Raw genomic sequence first — 21,768 nt, 5'->3', positions numbered from 1 at the left:
GCGCGGCCTTGCCGACGGGTTCGCCCGCCGCGCATCCGTCCGAGACAGCAGGTGCCGCGGAATATGCCGCAGCTTAATGTCCTGCCGAGACGGGGACAGGAATTTACGATCGGCATGCCCTTGCGGCGTTCCGGTCCGCCGCCCTTCACGGGTGCCTTCCCCATCGATGGACAACCCCGGCGGGGTTTTCCCCTCCGGTTTGTAACCGGGGTGATCGTTAGCGATCATCTCAAAACGTGGAGAATGGCATGGATCGTGCTCAAAAGGCCGCGGCCGTTGCCGAGTTGAATCGCACCTTTTCCGAAGTCGGCGTGGTAGTCGTTACCCGCAACAACGGAATGACGGTTGCCCAGTCCACCCGACTGCGCAACGCGATGCGTGATGCTGGCGCGACCTATAAGGTCTCGAAGAACAAGCTTGCCAAGATCGCACTGGATGGCACCGATTACGGTTCGGTGGGCGACATGCTCACGGGTCCCGTCGGCCTCGCCACCTCGATCGATCCGGTCGCCGCAGCCAAGGTTGCGGTCGAATTCGCGAAGACGAACGACAAGTTCGAAATCGTGGGCGGAGCGATGGGTGCGACCCCTCTCGATGTTGCTGGCGTGGCTGCGCTCGCCACCCTGCCCTCGCTGGATGAACTCCGGGCGAAGATCGTCGGCCTTCTGGTTGCTCCGGCAACGAAGCTCGCGACCATCACCCAGGCTCCCGCGGCGCAGATCGCGCGCGTGCTGTCGGCGTATGCCGAGAAGGAAGCCGCCTGAACTTCAGGCGCTTTTGGTTAAGCGAATTTTCAACTGACACTTTGGGGCGATGAGCCCCGACATATGAAGGAAGTATCATGGCAGACCTGAACGCGCTCGTTGAGAGCCTGAGCGAACTGACCGTCCTCGAAGCCGCTGAGCTCTCGAAGATGCTCGAAGAGAAGTGGGGCGTTTCGGCCGCAGCAGCGGTCGCAGCACCGGCAGCTGGCGGCGGCGCAGCCGCTCCGGCCGCTGAAGAGCAGACCGAATTCGACGTCATCCTGACCGGCGACGGTGGCAAGAAGATCAACGTCATCAAGGAAGTCCGCGCGATCACCGGCCTGGGCCTGACCGAAGCGAAGGCTCTCGTCGAGGGCGCGCCGAAGGCCGTCAAGGAAGGCGTGAACAAGGACGAGGCCGCCAAGGTCAAGGCGCAGCTGGAAGCAGCCGGCGCGACCGTCGAGCTGAAGTAATCCGCCGTACCGGGGCTCGCTGAGGCAAGCCCCGGTGCGCGACCGACGAAAAGGGCGGCCTCCGCAAGGGATGCCGCCCTTTTTGCGTTATCGCGGCAGCGATGTGCCCCCCGCATCCACTGCGCCCCGCGCCGACAGCCCGTTCGGCACGACGAACCTACCAGAAGCCCTGCCCGCCGCTCCGGTCGCATGCCTGATCCGGATCGGCACGCCGTTTCATCATCTCCGCGGCACGTTCGGTGGCGCGGCGGGTATCGCCGGCTAGCTTCTTCACCTCGGCGGCGACGACGGCGAAACCGCGACCGGCCTCCCCCGCCCGCGCCGCTTCGATCGTCGCATTGAGCGCCAGCATCTTGGTCTGCGCCGCGATATTACCGATCGTGGCGACGATCACGCCGAGATGCTCCATCGTCTCCTGCATCGCGCTCGCCTGGCTTTCCAGCGCCTGTTGCAGGTTCTGACCTTCCTGCAGACGGTCGGCCACTTCGCGTTCCAGCCGCACGCGATCGGTCACGTCGCTCGCGACCTTGACGATCTTGACCGGGCGGCCATTGGCGTCGAGCACCGGATTATAGGTCGCCTGCAACCACACATCGCGACCCGCGGCATCGATCCGGTGGTAGAGGCCGCTGTCGAATCGGCCTGCGCTCAGCTTCGTCCAGAAATCGTCATAGGCTTGCGAACGGACATGGTCGGGCTCGCAGAACATCCGGTGGTGGTGGCCGACGACCTCGTCGGCGCGATAGCCCATCAGGCCGAGGAAATTGTCGTTTGCCGCCAGAATGGTGCCATCGAGCGCGAATTCTATGACGGAATGGCTGCGGTCGAGCGCGGCGATGCGCGCTGCCCGGTCGGCGTCCTGCTGACGGATGGCCGATACGTCGGATGCGATCTTGACTACGCCCAGCACCTCACCGGCATCGCCAAGGATCGGATTGTACGTCGCCTGCAAACGCACTTCGCGCCGATTACGCCCGAAGCGTTTGAATTCACCCGCTGCAAAGCGGCCGTTCGCCAGATCGCGCCAGAACGCTTCGTAGCTAGGCGACGCGCAGTCGGCGGGCGAACAGAACATGCGATGATGCTGGCCGACGAGTTCGTCCAGCCGATAGCCGAACAAGGTACAGAAGAACGGGTTCGCCCATACGACATGTCCGGCGCGATCGAATTCGATCACGGCTGCCGAGCGGCATATCGCCTGCCATACGGCCCCGCTCTGTTCGTTCCGGTACATCCCGCTCCCTTTATGACCATATAGGACATAATATTAATGGATGAATGACTGGTTTACGTAGCAGGCGCACGCACCATCAGCCGATCAGCGGGCGATCGCCACGACATAGGGTCGGATACCGAGCCCGTCGTACATCCGCGGCGGCTGATCGAGCCATAACGGCGCAAGCTTGGCACTGTCGACGCGTTCGACCCCCACCGCAAAGGCCTGCGCCGCCTGTCCTTCGCCGCGCCCTGCCTGATACAGCGCGTTGACGGCGACGACCGGCACGAACATCGCGCGACCGCCCGCGGCCAGCGACCGGATGTCCGCCCGTGGCAGGGCGACGACGAGGCGCACCCGGCGTTCTTCGCCCGGCCCGAGCGCGAACGGCGGTGTGATCGGGCGGACGACGGGCTGCGCGAACAGAGCGGCGACGTCACCCTCCGGCCCGGCGGTGGCGCCGATCAGCGTGGCACCGATGCGGATACCGGTTGCGGCTGCGGCCCCGTCGTTGCGCACCAGCAACTCGCCCTCGACTGTCGCGCTCAACAGGTTGAGCCCCGCGCGGCGCGGGTGCAGCGTCACGGAAAGGCGCGCGCGGTCGGCGGCGAACGGGATCGGTTCGGCTGGCGCAGGCGCGGGCGAAGGCGGGGGCGGCGGCGTGACGGGCTGCGGCGTCTGGCTTGGCCGCGTTACGTTCGGCGCTTCCGATCCGGTGACCGATCGACCGGTCCGGGCGCGTCGATACCACCACGCGATCGCCAGGCCGGCAAGCAGCGCGAGCCCCGCGCCGATCGCCCATCCGCTCCAGCCGTCCTGCGTTGCAGCGCTGTCGCCGGTAACGGCGGCGGGCGTCGTCGGCGTCGCGGCGGGCGTGGGCTCGACCGCCGGCGCCGTTGGAACGACGGGCGCCGGGCTGGGAGTGGCGGCGGGAGCCGGGGTGGGTGCGGCAGTGGGTGTCGGCGTGGGATTGGGGGTCGCACGGGGACCCGGCGTCGGTGTGGTCTCCGCGCGGGGTGTGGCCCTTGCCGCGGGCGTCGGGACGACACGGGGCGTGCGCGTCGCGACCGGAGCCGGCACGGGGGTCACGGCAGGCGTCTGCGTCGGGACGGGCTCGGACGTCGGCGCTGGGGTCGGCGTCGGCCGCGATGGCGGCAGGTTGAAATTGTCGAGGCCCGGGATCGTCTGGGGCGGGGTGCTGCCCGCCGTCTGTGCCGATACGCCGGCCGCCGTTCCCGCCAGCAACATGGCGATCGTGCCGGTCCGCACGCGCCGCGAAATATGCATGTACCCTGTTCTCACCCGAAAGCCTTTGCGCGCTCCTGACCCGTCCGCGCAAGCCCGCCAGCCATGCTGCGATGAAGCGCCCCGCGCATTCGACGGGGCGATGTGCGATGTTGGACGGCTGCTGGCCCCTGCCCCTTTGACAGGACCCAACCATGATCCTATATCCGCCTCTCACCAGTTCTTTCGGGACACGGTGCGCCGTCGCGCAGCGCATCGTACGAATAGGAAGTTCATGGTTTCATAGACGCTGAAGGCCGACGCACTGCGATGCGATCGGCTTTTTTGCGTCGCTCCTCGCGTCCCGTCCGGAGGTTTCCGGACACGATATTCCGGCCGACGCCCGTTCCCACGGGCAGGCCACGACTGAGGGCATAACGATCATGGCCACCAAGGCGATCCAGGGCAGCACCGCAAAGCGGCGCATCCGCAAGATCTTCGGGGACATCCACGAAGTCATCCAGATGCCGAACCTGATCGAGGTTCAGCGCGAAAGCTACGAGCAGTTCCTGCGCTCGGACAAGAGCACCGGCCACGTGTCGGGCCTCGAGAAGACGCTGCGCAGCGTGTTTCCGATCCAGGATTTCGCCGGCACCGCCTATCTCGACTTCGACGATTACGTCCTCGAACCGCCGAAGTTCGACGTCGAGGAATGCCGTCAGCGCGGCATCACCTATGCAGCGCCGATGCGCGTCACGCTGCGCCTGACCGCGTTCGAGGTCGATCCCGATACGGAGGCCAAGTCGGTCATCGATATCAAGGAGCAGGACGTCTACATGGGCGACATGCCGCTCATGACCCAGAACGGCACCTTCTTCATCAACGGTACCGAGCGCGTCATCGTGTCGCAGATGCACCGCTCGCCGGGCGTGCTGTTCGACCACGATCGTGGCAAGACCCATGCGTCGGGCAAGTATCTGTTCGCCGCGCGCGTCATTCCGTATCGCGGCAGCTGGCTCGATTTCGAGTTCGACGCCAAGGATATCGTCAACGTCCGGATCGACCGCAAGCGCAAGCTGCCGGTGACGGCGCTGCTCTATGCGCTCGGCATGACCAGCGAGGACATCCTCAACGAATTCTACAACCGCGTGACCTATGTCCGCGGCCAGGGCGGCTGGATCATCCCGTTCGCGCCGGAGAACTGGCGTGGCGTGAAGCCCCTGTTCGACATCGTCGATGCCTCATCGGGCGAGGTCGTGTTCGCCGCGCAGCAGAAGATTTCGCCGCGCGCCGCGAACAAGGCGGCCAAGGACGGCCTGTCGCAGCTGCTGATCCCGACCGAGGAAATCTTCGGTCGCTATTCGGCCTATGACCTCATCAACGAGACGACGGGCGAGATCTACGTCGAGGCGGGCGACGAGATCGGCGCCGAGAACCTCGAAGCGCTGGACAAGGCGGGCATCGACACGATCGAGCTGCTCGACATCGACCATGTCTCGACCGGCGCGTGGATCCGCAACACGCTGAAGGTCGACAAGGCCGAGGAGCGCGAGCAGGCCCTGTCCGACATCTATCGCGTCATGCGCCCCGGCGAGCCGCCGACGCTGGAGACGGCCGAAGCGCTGTTCGCCGGCCTGTTCTTCGATCCCGACCGGTACGACCTGTCGGCCGTCGGTCGCGTCAAGCTGAACATGCGCCTCGACCTCGATGCCGAGGATACGGTGACGACGCTGCGCACCGAGGATATCCTTGCCGTGGTGAAGACGCTGGTCGGCCTGAAGGACGGCAAGGGCGAGATCGACGACATCGACAACCTCGGCAACCGCCGCGTGCGGTCGGTCGGCGAGCTGCTCGAGAACCAGTATCGCGTCGGCCTGCTTCGCATGGAGCGCGCCGTGAAGGAGCGCATGTCGTCTGTCGACGTGTCGACAGTCATGCCGAACGACCTGATCAACGCCAAGCCGGCGGTCGCTGCGGTGCGTGAGTTCTTCGGCTCGTCGCAGCTGTCGCAGTTCATGGACCAGACCAATCCGCTGTCGGAAGTGACGCACAAGCGTCGCGTCTCGGCACTCGGGCCGGGCGGCCTGACGCGTGAACGCGCGGGCTTCGAGGTACGCGACGTCCACCCGACCCATTACGGCCGCATCTGCCCGATCGAGACGCCGGAAGGCCCGAACATCGGCCTGATCAACAGCCTCGCGTCGTTCAGCCGGGTGAACAAATACGGCTTCATCGAGACGCCGTATCGCAAGGTCGTCGACCACAAGGTCACCGACGACGTCGTGTATCTGTCGGCGATGGAAGAGGCCAAGCACACGATCGCGCAGGCCTCCGCCGAATTGAACGCCGATGGCGGCTTCGCCGAGGAGCTGGTGTCGTCGCGTCAGGCGGGCGAATTCCTGATGGCGCTGCCCGACAACATCACTTTGATGGACGTCAGCCCCAAGCAGCTGGTGTCGGTCGCCGCATCGCTCATCCCGTTCCTGGAGAACGATGACGCCAACCGCGCGCTGATGGGTTCGAACATGCAGCGTCAGGCCGTGCCGCTGGTGAAGGCGGAAGCGCCGTTCGTCGGTACCGGCATGGAAGAGACCGTGGCGCGCGATTCGGGCGCTGCGATCGGGGCGAAGCGCGCCGGTATCGTCGATCAGGTCGATGCCAGCCGCATCGTAATCCGCGCCACCGGCGAGGTCGATTCGACCAAGTCGGGCGTCGACATCTACACGCTGATGAAGTTCCAGCGTTCGAACCAATCGACCTGCATCAACCAGCGTCCGCTGGTGAAGGTGGGCGATGTGGTCAACGCCGGCGACGTCATCGCCGACGGCCCCTCGACCGAGTTCGGCGAGCTGGCGCTGGGCCGCAACGCGCTCGTCGCGTTCATGCCCTGGAACGGCTACAACTATGAGGATTCGATCCTCATCAGCGAGCGGATCGTGAAGGACGACGTGTTCACGTCGATCCACATCGACGAGTTCGAGGTAATGGCCCGCGACACGAAGCTCGGGCCGGAGGACATCACGCGCGACATCCCCAACGTCGGCGAGGAAGCACTGCGCAACCTCGACGAGGCGGGCATCGTCTATGTCGGCGCCGAGGTGGAGCCGGGCGACATCCTGGTCGGCAAGATCACGCCGAAGGGCGAAAGCCCGATGACGCCTGAGGAAAAGCTGCTCCGCGCCATCTTCGGTGAAAAGGCGTCGGACGTGCGCGACACCTCGCTGCGGCTGCCGCCGGGCGTTGCCGGCACGATCGTCGACGTTCGCGTCTTCAATCGCCACGGCATCGACAAGGACGAGCGCGCGATGGCGATCGAGCGCGAGGAGATCGAGCGGCTGAAGAAGGACTCGGACGACGAGCGCACCATCCTCAACCGTGCAACGTGGTCGCGTCTGCGCGAGATGCTGCTCGACCAGGTCGCCACGGCGGTGCCGAAGGGCCTGAAGAAGGGCTCGGCGATCGACATGGACCTGCTCGACAGCGTCGACCGCCACGAATGGTGGAAGTTCGCGGTTGCCGACGACAAGGTCCAGGCCGATCTCGAAGCCGTCAAGCAGCAGTATGACGAGGCCGCCAAGCGGATCACGGACAAGTTCCATGATCGCCGCGAGAAGCTGGAGCGGGGCGACGAGCTGCCGCCGGGCGTGCTCAAGATGGTCAAGGTCTTCGTCGCGGTGAAGCGCAAGCTGCAGCCGGGCGACAAGATGGCCGGCCGTCACGGCAACAAGGGCGTCATCAGCCGCATCCTGCCGGCGGAGGACATGCCGTTCCTCGCCGACGGGACGCCGGTCGACCTCGTGCTCAACCCGCTGGGCGTGCCGAGCCGCATGAACGTCGGCCAGATCTTCGAAACGCACCTTGGCTGGGCTGCCCGTAACCTCGGCATGCAGGTCGCGAGCGCGCTGGAAGACTGGCGCGAGGCGAACCCGGATGCCAAGGCGGGCGAAATGCCCGACGCGGTCAAGTCGCGCCTCGTGGAAGTCTATGGCGATCATTACGCCGAAGACATCCAGAGCCGCGAACCCGAGGAGATCGTCGAACTGGTGCACAATATCCGCACCGGTATTCCGATGGGCACCCCGGTGTTCGACGGCGCGCGCGAAAGCGACGTGTCGGCGATGCTGGAACTGGCGGGTCTCGACACGTCAGGCCAGTCGGAGCTGTTCGACGGGCGTACGGGCGACAAGTTCGATCGCAAGGTGACGGTGGGCATCATCTACATGCTGAAGCTGCACCATCTGGTGGACGACAAGATCCACGCGCGTTCGATCGGGCCGTACAGCCTCGTCACCCAGCAGCCGCTGGGCGGCAAGGCGCAGTTCGGCGGCCAGCGCTTCGGCGAGATGGAGGTCTGGGCGCTCCAGGCCTACGGCGCCGCCTACACGTTGCAGGAGATGCTGACGGTGAAGTCCGACGACGTCGTCGGCCGCACCAAGGTCTACGAGGCGATCGTCAAGGGCGACGACACGTTCGAGGCCGGCATCCCCGAGAGCTTCAACGTGCTCGTCAAGGAAATGCGCAGCCTCGGCCTTAACGTCGACCTCAAGACCATGCAGGACGTGGACGACGAGGGCGGCATCGCGATCGCGGCGGAGTAAGCTCTTCTTCTCCCTCTCCCGCCGGGAGAGGGAGGGAGCGCCGAAGGCGCGGAAGGGTGAGGACAGCAAACTGCCCTGCCCTCACCTTCCCACCGGCTGACGCCGGCGGGCCCCTTCCTCTCCCAACGGGAGAGGAGACAAGATTTGAAAGAGGTTCATCCCCATGAACGAACTGACCAACTTCGCGAACCCGATCGCAAAGCCCGAGACCTTCGACCAGATCCAGATCGGCATCGCATCGCCCGACAAGATCCGTTCGTGGTCGTTCGGCGAGATCAAGAAGCCCGAAACCATCAACTATCGCACGTTCAAGCCCGAGCGTGACGGCCTGTTCTGCGCGCGCATCTTCGGTCCGATCAAGGATTACGAATGCCTGTGCGGCAAGTACAAGCGCATGAAGTACAAGGGCATCGTCTGCGAGAAGTGCGGCGTCGAGGTCACCGTGTCGAAGGTCCGCCGCGAGCGGATGGGCCATATCGAGCTCGCCGCCCCCGTCGCGCACATCTGGTTCCTGAAGTCGCTGCCGAGCCGCATCGGCCTGCTGCTCGACATGCAGCTGAAGCAGCTGGAGCGCGTGCTGTACTTCGAGGCCTATATCGTCATCGAGCCGGGCCTGACCCCGCTCGAGAAGTTCCAGCTGATGACCGAGGACGAACTCCTCGAGGCGCAGGATCAATATGGTGAGGACGCGTTCTCGGCCGGCATCGGCGCCGAGGCCGTGCGCATCATGCTCGAAAGCCTCGACCTCGAAGGCGAGAAGGTCGCGCTGCTAGAAGAGCTGGCGACGACCAAGTCGGAGCTGAAGCCCAAGAAGATCATCAAGCGCCTGAAGGTCGTTGAGAGCTTCCTGGAATCGGGCAACCGGCCGGAATGGATGATCCTCGAGGTCGTGCCGGTCATCCCGCCCGAGCTGCGCCCGCTGGTGCCGCTGGACGGTGGCCGCTTCGCGACGTCGGACCTCAACGACCTGTACCGCCGCGTCATCAACCGCAACAACCGCCTGAAGCGGCTGATGGAACTGCGCGCGCCGGACATCATCGTCCGCAACGAAAAGCGCATGTTGCAGGAAGCGGTCGACGCGTTGTTCGACAACGGTCGCCGCGGTCGCACGATCACGGGCGCCAACAAGCGCCCGCTGAAGTCGCTGTCCGACATGCTGAAGGGCAAGCAGGGCCGCTTCCGCCAGAACCTTCTGGGCAAGCGCGTCGACTATTCGGGCCGTTCGGTCATCGTCACCGGTCCGGAGCTGAAGCTGCACCAGTGCGGCCTCCCGAAGAAGATGGCGCTCGAGCTGTTCAAGCCGTTCATCTATGCGCGCCTCGACGCCAAGGGTCTGTCGATGACCCTGAAGCAGGCCAAGAAGTGGGTCGAGAAGGAGCGCAAGGAAGTCTGGGACATCCTGGACGAGGTGATCCGCGAGCATCCGGTGATGCTGAACCGTGCACCGACGCTCCACCGTCTCGGCATCCAGGCGTTCGAGCCGGTGCTGATCGAGGGCAAGGCGATCCAGCTCCACCCGCTGGTCTGCTCCGCGTTCAACGCCGACTTCGACGGCGACCAGATGGCCGTGCACGTCCCCCTGAGCCTCGAGGCCCAGCTGGAAGCGCGCGTCCTGATGATGTCGACCAACAACATCCTGTCGCCGGCGAACGGCAAGCCGATCATCGTGCCGTCGCAGGACATGGTGCTAGGCCTGTATTATCTGTCGATGATGAAGGAAGGCGAGCCGGGCGAAGGCATGCTGCTCGGCGACATGGCCGAGGTGCATCAGGCGCTCAACGCGCAGGCGGTGACGCTGCACACCAAGATCATCAGCCGCGTTCCACAGACCGATGAGAACGGCAAGCAGTACCTCAAGCGCTACGAGACGACGCCGGGCCGCATGCTGCTTGGCGAAACCCTGCCGCACAGCCACAAGGTGCCGTTCGAGACCGTCAACCGCCTCCTCACCAAGAAGGACGTGGGCGACGTGATCGACGAGGTCTATCGTCACACCGGCCAGAAGGAGACCGTGCTGTTCGCCGACGCGATCATGGCACTGGGCTTCCGCCACGCGTTCCGCGCCGGCATCTCGTTCGGCAAGGACGACATGATCATCGCGCCGGACAAGGACAAGCTGGTCGACGAGACGCGCGATCAGGTGAAGGACTTCGAGCAGCAGTATCAGGACGGCCTGATCACGCAGCAGGAGAAGTACAACAAGGTGATCGACGCCTGGTCGCGTTGCGGCGATCAGGTCGCCAACTCGATGATGAACGAGATCAAGGCTGTCCGTCACTATGACGAGGGTCCCAACAAGGGCCGCGAGAAGGACATCAACTCGATCTACATGATGGCGCACTCCGGTGCCCGTGGTTCGCAGGCACAGATCAAGCAGCTCGCCGGCATGCGCGGGCTGATGGCCAAGCCGTCGGGCGAGATCATCGAAACGCCGATCATCTCGAACTTCAAGGAGGGCCTGACCGTCCTCGAATACTTCAACTCCACCCATGGTGCTCGCAAGGGCCTTGCGGACACGGCGTTGAAGACGGCGAACTCGGGGTACCTCACGCGCCGCCTGGTCGACGTGTCGCAGGATTGCGTTATCGTCGAGGAGGATTGCGGCACCGAGCGCGCGCTGGAGATGAAGGCGATCGTGCAGGGCGGTTCGACCATCGCCTCGCTCGGCGAGCGCATCCTTGGCCGTACGACGGCGGAGGACGTGGTCGACGCCAAGACCGGTGAGGTCATCATCCCGACCGGCACGCTGCTGGACGAGGCGATGATCGCGCAGATCGAGAAGATCGGCATCCAGGGGATGAAGATCCGCTCGCCGCTGGTCTGCGAGAGCAAGATCGGCGTCTGCGGCAAGTGCTACGGGCGCGATCTCGCCCGCGGTACGCCGGTCAACATCGGCGAGGCGGTCGGCGTGATCGCCGCGCAGTCGATCGGTGAGCCGGGTACGCAGCTGACGATGCGTACCTTCCACATCGGTGGTGCGGCGCAGCTCAACGAGCAGTCGAACCTCGAGGCGCCGGTCGACGGCACCGCGGTGTTCAAGGACCTGCGCCTGATCGTCGACCAGCGTGGTCGCCGCGTTACGCTGTCGCGTTCGGGTGAAATCGTGATCGTCGACATGGACGGTCGCGAACTCTCGACGCACCGCATCCCGTACGGCGCCTACGTGCTGTTCGACGACGGTCACGTCCTGACCAAGGGCGATCGCATGGCCGAGTGGGACCCGTTCACCATGCCGGTGATCACGGAAAACTCGGGTATCGTGAAGTACGTCGACCTGACGGAGGGCAAGACGCTTACCGAGCAGACCGACGAGGCGACCGGTATCGCCCAGCGCGTCGTCATCGAATACCGCACCTCGACCAAGTCGAAGGAGGATCTGCGTCCGCGCCTGACCCTCACCACGACCGAGGACGGCGAAGCGGCCCGCTACATGCTGGCGGCCGGCGCGGTGCTATCGGTCGACGACAATGCGCAGGTGCAGGCGGGCGACGTGCTGGCCCGCGTCAGCCGCGAATCCGCCAAGACCCGCGACATCACCGGCGGTCTGCCGCGCGTCGCCGAACTGTTCGAGGCGCGCATCCCCAAGGAAGCGGCGATCATCGCCAAGGTTTCCGGCCGGGTCGTGTTCGGCAAGGACTATAAGGCGAAGCGCAAGATCGGCATCCAGCCCGAGGATGGCGGCGACGTCGTCGAGTATCTGGTGCCGAAGTCGAAGGTGATCGACGTTCAGGAAGGCGACTACGTCAAGCGTGGCGACAACCTGATCGGCGGTTCGCCGAACCCGCACGACATCCTGGAAACGATGGGGATCGAGCCGCTGGCCGAATATCTCGTCAGCGAAATCCAGGAAGTCTATCGACTGCAGGGCGTGAAGATCAACGACAAGCACATCGAGACGATCGTTCGTCAGATGCTGCAGAAGGTCGAGATCACCGACGGCGGCGACACCACGCTGCTGAAGGGCGAACAGGTCGATCGCGAGGAAATGGACGCGACCAACGAGCGGCTCGAGAAGAACCAGCAGCCTGCGCACGGCAAGCCTGTCCTGCTCGGCATCACCAAGGCGTCGCTGCAGACCCGCAGCTTCATTTCGGCGGCGTCGTTCCAGGAAACCACCCGCGTCCTCACCGAGGCTGCGGTCCAGGGCAAGCAGGACACGCTGATGGGCCTGAAGGAGAACGTCATCGTCGGTCGCCTGATCCCGGCGGGCACGGGTGCGGGCATGAACCGCCTGCGCGTCGCGGCCTCGTCGCGCGATGCGGCGCTGCGGGCGCAGCAGCGTTCGCTGGCCGCCGCGATCGTCGCTCCGGCATCGGCCGCGGAACTCCGCGCCGCCGAGGAGCAGCGTTCGCGTCGTGAGGACACCGGCACGGGTCCCGATCCGCTCGCCGAAGTCGTCCCTTCGGGCGACGGCAGCGACGAGGCCGCCGGCGAGTATCTGAACCAGGAGTGATCACTGGTTCGGGCTTCTGCCAGACGTGATTGAGAGAGCCGCCGTCCGGAATACCGGGCGGCGGCTTTTTCGTGACCGGGCGACGCGCGGCCAATCGCGAACGCCACCCCCACCATTCGCCACCAAAAGCCACGCTGTTCTGCCAGACGCGGGAGGAAAGACGCGCCGTATGCTGGAGTGACGGCGACTAGGCCCAATTCTCCAAATTATCGATTATCAACGAATCACTTGCTGATTATCGATATGCCGATATGCTCGCCCGACAATCTTCGGGGGATGATATGCGGGACGGTGGACGGTTGCTCAGGGCTTCGATCGCGGTCGTTCAGCTGTTCCGGATCGTCAACGCTGCGTCCATATTGTTCTTCGTCGCGGCGTTGGTCGCTACATTGCCCGGCGCGGAATGGGTCGAGGGCGTGCTGGTGCGCAAATATGGCACGACCGTCGATCCGCAACAGGTCATCGTGTTCATGCAGCTCACCATGCTGCTCACCCTGCCGGTCGCCTTTGCGGTCGAACGTCTGCTGCTGGCGCTGCGCGCCATCCTGCGGACGATCGAGGACCGCGAGCCGTTCGCCGCAGCAAATGCCGGGCGGCTCCGCCTGATCGGCTGGATGCTGCTGGTGATCCAGTTCGCCGATGTCGGCTTCGGGATCGTCACGTGGATCGCACGGGCGCTGCACATCGACTTCCTTTCCTGGACGCCCGGCTTCACCGGCTGGATCGCGGTCCTGATCGCCTTCGTCCTGGCCCAGGTGTTCGAACGCGGGGCAGCGATGCAGCACGATCTGGAGGGCACCGTCTGATGCCGGTGCGCGTCCATCTCGACGACATGCTTCATGCTCGCCGCATGACGCTGACCGAACTCAGCGAGCGCGTCGACATCACGCTCGCCAATCTCTCAATCCTGAAGACCGGCAAGGCCAAGGCCGTGCGCTTTTCCACGCTGGAGGCGATCTGCACGGCGCTGGACTGCCAGCCGGGCGACATCCTCACTTTTGAAGCGGAGACCGTATGACTGTCTGGAAGGCACTGACCACGACCTATCGCGGCAGCATCGCATTCATGGTCGCCTGCCCGCTGCTGGCGCTGGTCCCGGTGGTGTTCGAACTGCTGCAACATGTCGTCGAGGTCAGGATCGGCCTGTACGACAGCATCGCGGCGGCAAAGGCGTCCGAACATCATCCGTTGCGAATGGCATTCGGCATGGTGAAGGTACTGTCGCTCATCATCCCCGGTTATTGGGTGACGCGATTCCTGGCGCTCGGCGACGCCCGCCGCGCCGGGGCGGTCGAAATGCCCGCCTTGTGGTTGTTTGGCGGCGTGGTCGCCTTCCACACCGTCATCGCCGCCTTGCAGCTGTTCGTCCTGCCGCAGACGCTGCCGGTGACGCTGATCGCCTTTGCCGTGGGTGAGGTGATCGGCTGCCTGATCCCCGCCTGGACCGTGGCCGCGGCGTTGGGGAACCGCGCCGTTGGCCCGCGCAAGTCGATCGCGATCATGGCGCCGCACATGCCCTGGACGTTCGTCGTCCTGCTGCTGTCGATCGTACCGCTGATGATACCGCATTACCTGCTCGGCGCTGCCGCGCTGCTGGCACCGAAGCTATGGCTGTGGCCGGCGCTGATCGTCGATGCGCTGCTGGTCGGCTGGCTGAGCGTGGTCATGGTCGCCGGCGCCTATGTCACCGCCCGCAGGGCGGCGCAGGCCTATGGCGTGGATCTGGCGGCCGGCGCCGCGCGATCGGGAAAATACGCATTATAACGTATACTTTAGCAGGCTGAGATGTGGCACACGATCGGGACAATCCATCAAGGGCAACGGTCGTCATGTCTCTGCAAGTGCTGCCTGTGCAAAGTGAGGCGATAACGGCGTTCCGTCTGGAGGCACTGCTCGCCGAAGCGGTCCGGATCGCGGACAGGATCGGCTACGATCTCACCGCCATCCGGATCGAAGAGGCGATCGCGGCGATCCATGACCGGCATCTCGCTGCCGCTGGCGGGGCGTCGTTGCCGTTGAACTGACCGGCCCCGTAATGGCGGCCCTGCGATGTCAGTCGACGTGCAGGGCCGGATTCACCATGCTGCAGACCTGCGCGATGAACGCGATGCGCAGGGCCTGCGACAAGGACTGGGCATCCAACTTTTCCATCACATTGGCGCGGTGGATCTCCACGGTTCTGGCCGAAATCGCCAATCGCCGCGCGATCTCCTTGTTGGACCAGCCCCGCGTCAATCCCTCCAGCACCTCGCGCTCGCGAACGCTGAGGATGTCGAGAGCGGCCTGCACGCGGCGCATGGTGGCCGCGCGTCGTTGCGCCTGCTTCAGCCGATGCCGCGCGACACCCATCGCCTCATACAGCCGCGGTTCGCCGACCGGCTTCGGGATCACGTCGATCGCGCCGCGTCGCATCGCCGCGACCGCCTTGTCCAGATCGGTGCAGGCCGTGACGATGACGCTGGGCATGCCGATCCCGGGACTGGCCAGGCGTTCCTGCAACACCGCCACGTCGATGCCGCTCGCAAACGGGTCCATGACCACGCACCCCGCCGGCACGGCATCGCAACGCTCGCCGAACGCGGCGAACGAGGGCCATGAGTGCACCACAAAGGACTGCCGGGTCAGCGTGTCGCCGACATGGCGAGAAGCGGTGGCGTCCTCGTCCACCACGTGCACGCAAAAGCTGTCCGCCGCCGCCTCGTGTAACCGCATGTTCAATGTCATGATGCCGCCCCCTGCCCTGGCAAGGCTATACCACGTTAAGATCGAAATCGGTTAGCTGCAAAGACTTACGCGCGGCGTCCAAAGATAGGACGGCGTACGTCACACGATAGCGGCCGGCTCGATGCGCGGTTCGGCGGTGTCCTCGCTGATCGGGCGCCTCGCCGCGGCCGTCCCGGTCGCCTCGTCCATCGTCCGGGCGATCGTTTCGAAACGGCCGTCGACGATGCGGATCTCGTTGAACGCGGGCGGCGAATTGCGCACGCGTTTCGACAGGGTGCCGGCGCCGATCATGCGGACGATCCGGCCCTCCCGTTCGACCGGCACGTCGAACGGATCGTGGACATGGCCCGACAGCACGGCATGCGCCCCCGCCTGTGCCAGTGCGGTGAGCGCGCTGTCGCCGTGGCGGGTCTTCGCCGTCCCCTTCGTACCACCCTCGATCAGCGGATGATGGGCGGCGACGAAGATCAGCCGGCCGGGCGGCACCTGTTCGATCATCGCCAGCGCGCGGCGCAGCGAACCCGCGCTGACCCGCCCCTTCGACCAGTTCCAGCGCCACTGCGCGCGCGCCGTCGTCTTGAGCGGCACGATCGTCACGCCGGGCAGGTCGAGTTCGCGTTCGATCATCCGTTCGACCGTGGCATAACGCTGGTAGGGCGCGAAGATGCGGCGGAACGGATCCCAATAATAAGGGATGTCGTGATTGCCGACCTCCAGCGTCACCGGCACGCCCAGGCTGCGCAGCCAGTCGCCGCCGCGCTGGAACTCGTCCCGCGTCGCGCGCATCGTCAGATCGCCGGTCATGATGACGGCATCGGGCTTTTCCGCGGCCACGCGCTCGCTGAACCAGGCGATCGCCTGCGGGTCTTCCGCACCGAAATGCACATCGCTGACGTGAAACAATCTGATCATGATAGTCCGGTCACACTCCCGTCCGTCCCCACCCCAAGCCTCATAGCGCGCCGATCTCCGCAAAGAACAGGACCGTCATGCGCCATAGTCGGGTCGCCCTGCATCCATTCGCCCGCGCGGCCCGCGTCGTCGTCACCTTGGACCCGATCGCTAACCCGCCACCCATCCCGGCCGTTCCGCCAAACATATTGATCGAGATCAGCCAGCCGTGGATTGTAAAGCCTGCCGCCCCGGCCCATGCTCGTCGCAACGACGATCAAGAGTAACGATGGCGATACCCCTGACGACTGACCCGACGCTCGACCTGACCGCATGCGACCGCGAGCCGATCCATATTCCAGGAGCCATCCAGCCGCACGGCCTGCTCCTGATCGCAGAGGCCGATGGCGAGCATCGCGTGATCGCCGGCGCCGGCGACCTAGAAGCGCGGCTGGCGCCGGACTGGCTGGGCAGCCCGCTCGCCGCGCTCGTCGGTCAGGATGTCGATGCCGCGCTGCGTACCACAACCGGTCCCGCCGCGGTGACGCCGCTGTCGGTCGCGGGGATCGAGGAACGCTTCGTGGCGACGCTGCACCGCGCCGGCGATCGCCTGCTCGTCGAACTGGAACCGATGGTCGACGAACCCAGGACGGCGACGGCCATGCTGGCCTGGCTGGACGGCGCGGCCACCACCTTCGAACGCGCCGCCGACAAGCAGACGTTGTACGATCGAGCCGCGGTCGCCTTTCGCACGCTGACCGGGTTCGACCGGGTGATGATCTATCGCTTCCTCGACGATGACGCCGGCAGCGTCGTCGCCGAGGATCGCGACCCTGCGCTGGGCAGTTTCCGCAACCACCATTTCCCCGCCTCCGACATCCCGAAACAGGCACGCGCCCTGTATATCCGCAATCGGACGCGCACGATCCCGCGGATCGACTACACCCCTGCCCCGCTGCGCCCGGCGGGCTTCGTCGACTGCGATCTCAGCGACGTCGCGCTGCGCCATGTGTCGCCGATCCACCTTCAATATCTGCGCAACATGGGGGTCGGCGCCTCCGCATCGATCTCGATCGTCAAGGATGGCCTGCTCTGGGGCTTGGTCGCCTGCCACCACAATACGCCGCGCCTGCTGCCGCCCGACGTGCGCAGCGCCGCGGCTACCCTTGCAAGCGGCCTCGCCCGCCAGATCCGCGCCAAGGAAGAGGCCGCCGCCTATCGCGAGCGGCTCGCGCTGCGCGCCGCCGAAGACAGCGTCGTGCCTCGCCTCAACAGCGAGGAGCCGTTGCGCCAGGCGGTCGTCGCGGTGAAGGACGAATTGTGCGCGATGCTCGATGCGGACGGGTTCGCCATGGTCGCGGGCGATCAGGTCGAATCGGTGGGGCGGTGCCCGGACGCGTCGACCCTGATCGCGATCGCGCGCTGGGTCCGCAGCCGCGGCAGCGATCCCGTCGCCACGCACGAACTGTCCACGCTGCTGCCGGAAGCGGGCCGCCATCTCGGCCTTGCCAGCGGTCTGCTGGCCCTGCCGTTGTACGAGGAGAATGCCACGCTGTTGTGGCTGCGCGCGGAAACGGTCGAGACGATCGAATGGGCGGGCAACCCGCACAAATCGGTCCAGCTCACGCCGGGCGAGACGCTGACCCCCCGCGCCTCGTTCGCCAGCTTTTCCGAAACGGTCCGCGGCCGCTCGCGGCGCTGGACACAGGAAGAGGTGGAGGCCGCCCACCGCCTGCGCCGGCGCTTCCACGAAGCCCGCCAGAACCTGCAGGTCCGCATCCTCAACCGCGAACTCAACCGGACGCTCGCCGAAAAGGACGCACTACTCGCGCAGAAGGACGTCCTGATGAAGGAGGTCAATCACCGCGTGCAGAACAGCCTGCAGCTGGTGGCATCGTTCCTGCGGTTGCAGGCGAAGGCCGCCGGCGGCATCGTCGCCGACCAGCTGGCGGAGGCGCAGGCGCGGCTGGCGGCGGTGGCGCTGGTCCACCGGCGGCTGTACCGCGACGATCAGGTGGAAAGCGTCGACCTGTCGCGCTACATCGATGAACTCGTGGCCGACATGCGCGTCTCGCTGGGGGACGAATGGGGCCGGCACATCCGGCTCGATCTGGCGCCGATCCTGGTGCCCACCGACCGTGCGGTGAACATCGGACTGATCCTCACCGAACTGGTCATCAACGCGACCAAATATGCCTATCCGGGTGGCTCCGGCCCGATCGCTATCGCGTTGGAACAGCATAGTGCGAAGCTGCGTCTGATCGTCGCCGACGACGGCCGTGGCAAGGGTAACGGCGAAGGTTTCGGCAGTCGCATGATGGAAGCGATGGTGCAGCGGCTGAACGGCGACATCGAATTCGGCGACAATCATCCCGGCCTGCGCGCGATCATGACGGCGCCCATCGCCGAAAGTTGACCACCATTGTTGACGATCGTTTCTATGCAGTAACGATCATCCTAAGAATTGCTTCACCGTCATGCGCTATAGCGACCGCGACGATTGATGTGCAGGACCTTGGGCAATGAGAGTGGCGGTTGTATCGAACGGCGACGGCAGCAGCCGTGACGCCATGGCGCCGGCCTCCGCCTCACGGCTATCGCGCCTGTCGGCATGGATCGGCGGTACGCCGGATCCCCGCGTCATGGACATGGTGATACCTGCCGACGGAGATGGAAATGGGGATGGCGCCGCGCCGACCGACCTGTTCGCACAAATCGGTGCGTTTCTCGATCGGCACGCCCTGGAACCGACCGTCGAACATTTCCGCATCGCGCGGTCCTTCGTGCTGCGCGATGATGATCGTCTGGTCCGGGCGATCGATCACCGACTGCGCGATGGCGGCGCCATCGATGCGGCGTTGCTGGCATCGCTGAAGCCCTGCGCCCAGGCCGACCCGCTCGGTTCCCGACGTATCGCGGAAATGGCGGATGCGCTCGCCGCGCGACTGGCGGATACGCAGAGCACGGTCCGGCAAAGCCACGCGTCGGCGCGCGATTACGAACAGGCGCTGTCGGTCGAGGCCGGGACGGCGGGCAGCGACCCCGATGGCACCATCAAACGGCTGTTGGCGCTCACCACGCGTGCGATCGCGCGCAACCGGGAACTGGCCGATCGGCTGGAGGAAACCCACCGGGAAACCAACCTGCTACGCAGCAATCTGGAGGATGCACGCCGCGCGGCGGACGAGGATCACCTGACCGGATTGCCCAATCGCCGCTGTTTCGACGCACGCCTCGACGCGCTGTCGGCAGCGGCTGGCAATCTGGACGCGCATTGCGTCGCCTTGTGCGACATCGACGATTTCAAGGCGATCAACGATCGTCACGGCCATGATGCCGGCGATCGCGTGCTGAAGCTCGTCGCCCGTCACCTGACCACCGAACTCGGCGCATCGGTCCTCGTCGCACGGCACGGCGGCGAGGAATTCGCATGTCTGTTCGAACATTGCGCTCCCGACGCGGTGCTGGCCTCGCTCGATTCCGCCCGCGCGATGTTGGGCGAACGCATCCTCGTCAACCAGGCGACGGGCGAAGGCATCGGCCGCATCACCATCTCCGGCGGCATCGCCCGGATCGGCGACGATACCGCCGCCGCGATGCGCGCGGCCGATGCGGCGCTCTATGCCGCCAAGCGCGCCGGCAAGAACCGCATGGTGTTCACCGCGCCGTCCGCCTGATCCCGGCCCCCGCGACCACGGCGGCCGCGACCACGGCGGCGCACCCCGGACCAACCATATCCGGGCGAACGTCAATCAGACCCTCGATCCCCCGTTCAGCCCTCCGCAGCCCGCGCATAGAGTGCGAACGTCGCCCGCGCTCCGGCCACCGCTGCGTCACGCCACGCATCGTCGCTCGCCGCCGCCCGGGCCTCGATCGCCGCAAGTAGCGCCCGCCACTCGCCCGGCAGATGCCGCGCCGACAGATAGGCGGATGGCAACGCCGCCGGCACCGATCGCGCCAGCAACTGGCCGCCCAGCCGCGATCCCTCGATCACATACAACGCCCCCCACAGCGCCGGCCCATCGGTCAGGGCGAGGGCCAGCGGCACCGGCATCGCCAGACCCAGCGCAGCGAGATCGCGCGCCAACAACGCGCTGCGGGGACGCCACGCGGGCAGATCGTCGTCTCCTGCCCGGTCCAGCATCGCCTCCACGGTCGGCAGGGCGCGGCCATGCGCGACCAGGAACCGTCGATAACCGGCAGCATCGTCTAGTGCGAAGCTGCCGAATGCGGCATCGACCGCGTCATGGTCGCTGGCGGTGGCGGCGCGAAGGGCTTGGACGAAGGACATGCCTCCCCCTGCCCCGGCCGGCCGATGCTGTCGAGCCACAGCGCGGGCATGCATCGCCTGTGCCGTCGCCGGTACAGCCCTTCGTCTCAGACGAGCGTCAGTACCACCTTGCCCGCCAGATGCCCCTGCTCCAGCCGCTCCTGCGCCGCCGCGACGTCTTCCAGGCGATAGGTCGCCGCCACGGTGACGATCACCTCGCCGGACGCGACGAGGTCGCCGATCGTGCCGAGCTGTACCGTGTTGGGCTGCGCCAGCCATTGCGGCACGGCACGGACGCCGTGCGCACGCGCGGTTTCGGCATCCGGTTCGGACAAGGTCGACACCAGGATACCGCCGGGCCTGATGACGGCCCACGATCGCGCCCGCGTGTCGCCATCGACCAGATCGAACACGCAGTCGACGTCGTGGGCGATATCCTCGAACCGCTGCCCCTGATAATCGATCGCGACGTTGGCACCCAGGCGCCGGATCAGCTCCTGATCCGCGGCGCCGGCGGTGGCGATCACTTCTGCGCCCTTCCACCTGGCGAACTGGATCGCGAACTGGCCGACGCCGCCGGCACCGCCATGGATCAGCACGCGCTGGCCCGCCTCCAGGCCGCCATGGTCGAACAATCCCTGCCAAGCGGTCAGGGCGGCAAGGGGGATCGCCGCTGCTGACGTCATGTCGACGCCATCGGGGATCGCGCACAACTCGACCGCCTTGACGACCACATAGTCTGCCTGGGCGCCGCGATCGAAATCGATGAACGCGAACACCCTGTCGCCATGGCTCAGCATGTTGTGCGCGCGTGTGCCGACCGCCTCGATCGTGCCGGCCAGGTCGCGGCCCAGCGTCGCGGGCAAGTCCGCCGCGCCCACCGGCGGGAATTCGCCCGCGCGGGTCTTGCCGTCGACCGGGTTGACGCTGGCGGCGTGGACGCGGACCAGCACCTCGTCGTCCACCGGCTGCGGAATGGCGATCTGTTCGACGCGCAGCACCTCGGGTCCGCCGAAGGCGGCGATCCGCACAGCGCGGCCGGTGCTTGCCCCCCGACCGGTACCGCTATCTGCGTTACGGTTAGTCATGCTATCGTCATGCGTGCTCGCCATGGTCAGTCTCCATTCACCTGGATCGGAACGCCGCGAGGGCGTGGCCGATCCGTCCCGGTTCGGC

At 65.9% G+C, this 21,768-nt stretch carries 16 protein-coding genes; 10 read left to right on the top strand and 6 right to left on the bottom strand.

From position 1 onward, the window contains the following. The first annotated feature begins 248 nt into the window (after positions 1 to 248). Positions 249 to 764 (top strand): 50S ribosomal protein L10, encoded by a 516-nt coding sequence (gene rplJ, locus GTH33_RS12025; protein ID WP_163958605.1) that lies wholly within the window; start codon positions 249 to 251, stop codon positions 762 to 764. Between the two features lie 77 nt (positions 765 to 841). Further along, entirely contained in the window at positions 842 to 1,216 is a 375-nt protein-coding gene (gene rplL / locus GTH33_RS12020) for a 50S ribosomal protein L7/L12 (protein WP_163958604.1), read from the top strand. 157 nt (positions 1,217 to 1,373) lie between these two features. Here the strand turns inward: rplL and GTH33_RS18315 are convergent, their stop codons facing one another. Further along, positions 1,374 to 2,393 carry a methyl-accepting chemotaxis protein gene (locus GTH33_RS18315; protein WP_338054380.1) on the bottom strand — a complete coding sequence of 340 codons (1,020 nt, stop codon included), beginning with the start codon at positions 2,391 to 2,393 and terminating at the stop codon, positions 1,374 to 1,376. Positions 2,394 to 2,534: 141 nt separating this feature from the next. After that, positions 2,535 to 3,719, bottom strand: a complete 1,185-nt coding sequence (locus GTH33_RS18015; RefSeq protein WP_208404063.1) for a hypothetical protein — start codon at positions 3,717 to 3,719, stop codon at positions 2,535 to 2,537. A gap of 380 nt (positions 3,720 to 4,099) precedes the next feature. Here GTH33_RS18015 and rpoB point away from each other — a divergent pair, with 380 nt between their 5' ends. The 6 genes from rpoB (at position 4,100) to GTH33_RS11980 (ending at position 14,731) form a co-directional block, all read left to right on the top strand. Further along, entirely contained in the window at positions 4,100 to 8,254 is a 4,155-nt protein-coding gene (gene rpoB / locus GTH33_RS12005) for a DNA-directed RNA polymerase subunit beta (protein WP_163958602.1), read from the top strand. A gap of 163 nt (positions 8,255 to 8,417) precedes the next feature. Then, positions 8,418 to 12,707 (top strand): DNA-directed RNA polymerase subunit beta', encoded by a 4,290-nt coding sequence (gene rpoC / locus GTH33_RS12000; protein WP_163958601.1) that lies wholly within the window; start codon positions 8,418 to 8,420, stop codon positions 12,705 to 12,707. A gap of 299 nt (positions 12,708 to 13,006) precedes the next feature. Further along, complete coding sequence (locus GTH33_RS11995; protein WP_249054875.1) at positions 13,007 to 13,513, top strand: DUF2975 domain-containing protein; 507 nt, start codon at positions 13,007 to 13,009, stop codon at positions 13,511 to 13,513. Continuing rightward, complete coding sequence (locus GTH33_RS11990) at positions 13,513 to 13,725, top strand: helix-turn-helix domain-containing protein (protein WP_163958599.1); 213 nt, start codon at positions 13,513 to 13,515, stop codon at positions 13,723 to 13,725. Before GTH33_RS11995 ends, GTH33_RS11990 begins: the two co-directional genes overlap by 1 nt. Beyond that, positions 13,722 to 14,471 carry a hypothetical protein gene (locus tag GTH33_RS11985; protein ID WP_163958598.1) on the top strand — a complete coding sequence of 250 codons (750 nt, stop codon included), beginning with the start codon at positions 13,722 to 13,724 and terminating at the stop codon, positions 14,469 to 14,471. The genes GTH33_RS11990 and GTH33_RS11985 overlap by 4 nt, the downstream gene beginning before the upstream one ends. 77 nt (positions 14,472 to 14,548) lie before the next feature. Then, complete coding sequence (locus GTH33_RS11980) at positions 14,549 to 14,731, top strand: hypothetical protein (protein ID WP_163958597.1); 183 nt, start codon at positions 14,549 to 14,551, stop codon at positions 14,729 to 14,731. Between the two features lie 28 nt (positions 14,732 to 14,759). On the opposite strand, the gene GTH33_RS11975 is transcribed toward GTH33_RS11980, so the two are convergent. Both GTH33_RS11975 and GTH33_RS11970 read right to left on the bottom strand, forming a co-directional pair. Next, entirely contained in the window at positions 14,760 to 15,383 is a 624-nt protein-coding gene (locus GTH33_RS11975; protein ID WP_163958596.1) for a response regulator transcription factor, read from the bottom strand. A gap of 147 nt (positions 15,384 to 15,530) precedes the next feature. Further along, positions 15,531 to 16,343 (bottom strand): metallophosphoesterase family protein, encoded by an 813-nt coding sequence (locus GTH33_RS11970; protein WP_163958595.1) that lies wholly within the window; start codon positions 16,341 to 16,343, stop codon positions 15,531 to 15,533. Between the two features lie 268 nt (positions 16,344 to 16,611). Between GTH33_RS11970 and GTH33_RS11965 the strand changes: the two genes are divergently transcribed. Next, complete coding sequence (locus GTH33_RS11965; protein ID WP_163958594.1) at positions 16,612 to 18,738, top strand: histidine kinase dimerization/phosphoacceptor domain -containing protein; 2,127 nt, start codon at positions 16,612 to 16,614, stop codon at positions 18,736 to 18,738. A gap of 106 nt (positions 18,739 to 18,844) precedes the next feature. Further along, a complete protein-coding gene (locus tag GTH33_RS11960; RefSeq protein WP_243848315.1) occupies positions 18,845 to 19,999 on the top strand; it encodes a GGDEF domain-containing protein in 1,155 nt (384 codons plus the stop codon). A gap of 95 nt (positions 20,000 to 20,094) precedes the next feature. Here the strand turns inward: GTH33_RS11960 and GTH33_RS11955 are convergent, their stop codons facing one another. Continuing rightward, positions 20,095 to 20,613, bottom strand: a complete 519-nt coding sequence (locus GTH33_RS11955) for a biliverdin-producing heme oxygenase (protein WP_163958593.1) — start codon at positions 20,611 to 20,613, stop codon at positions 20,095 to 20,097. An 86-nt stretch (positions 20,614 to 20,699) separates the two neighbouring features. Further along, the gene (locus GTH33_RS11950) at positions 20,700 to 21,680 is read right to left on the bottom strand and encodes an NADP-dependent oxidoreductase (protein WP_163958592.1); all 981 of its coding nucleotides are present in this window, start codon (positions 21,678 to 21,680) and stop codon (positions 20,700 to 20,702) included. Between the last annotated feature and the right edge of the window lie 88 nt (positions 21,681 to 21,768).

The organism is Sphingomonas insulae, from assembly GCF_010450875.1.
GTDB classification, from domain to species: domain Bacteria; phylum Pseudomonadota; class Alphaproteobacteria; order Sphingomonadales; family Sphingomonadaceae; genus Sphingomonas; species Sphingomonas insulae.
This window is presented reverse-complemented; position numbering and strand designations above follow the sequence as displayed.

What these genes read in the sequence shown, in the direction of transcription:
- GTH33_RS11990 (WP_163958599.1), top strand. Translation starts at nt 13,513, where the DNA reads ATGCCGGTGCGCGTCCATCTCGACGACATGCTTCATGCTCGCCGCATG.
- rplJ (WP_163958605.1), top strand. Translation starts at nt 249, where the DNA reads ATGGATCGTGCTCAAAAGGCCGCGGCCGTTGCCGAGTTGAATCGCACC.
- GTH33_RS11970 (WP_163958595.1), bottom strand. Translation starts at nt 16,343, where the DNA reads ATGATCAGATTGTTTCACGTCAGCGATGTGCATTTCGGTGCGGAAGAC.
- GTH33_RS11965 (WP_163958594.1), top strand. Translation starts at nt 16,612, where the DNA reads ATGGCGATACCCCTGACGACTGACCCGACGCTCGACCTGACCGCATGC.
- GTH33_RS11960 (WP_243848315.1), top strand. Translation starts at nt 18,845, where the DNA reads ATGAGAGTGGCGGTTGTATCGAACGGCGACGGCAGCAGCCGTGACGCC.
- GTH33_RS11950 (WP_163958592.1), bottom strand. Translation starts at nt 21,680, where the DNA reads ATGACTAACCGTAACGCAGATAGCGGTACCGGTCGGGGGGCAAGCACC.
- GTH33_RS18015 (WP_208404063.1), bottom strand. Translation starts at nt 3,719, where the DNA reads ATGCATATTTCGCGGCGCGTGCGGACCGGCACGATCGCCATGTTGCTG.
- rplL (WP_163958604.1), top strand. Translation starts at nt 842, where the DNA reads ATGGCAGACCTGAACGCGCTCGTTGAGAGCCTGAGCGAACTGACCGTC.
- GTH33_RS11985 (WP_163958598.1), top strand. Translation starts at nt 13,722, where the DNA reads ATGACTGTCTGGAAGGCACTGACCACGACCTATCGCGGCAGCATCGCA.
- rpoB (WP_163958602.1), top strand. Translation starts at nt 4,100, where the DNA reads ATGGCCACCAAGGCGATCCAGGGCAGCACCGCAAAGCGGCGCATCCGC.
- GTH33_RS11955 (WP_163958593.1), bottom strand. Translation starts at nt 20,613, where the DNA reads ATGTCCTTCGTCCAAGCCCTTCGCGCCGCCACCGCCAGCGACCATGAC.
- rpoC (WP_163958601.1), top strand. Translation starts at nt 8,418, where the DNA reads ATGAACGAACTGACCAACTTCGCGAACCCGATCGCAAAGCCCGAGACC.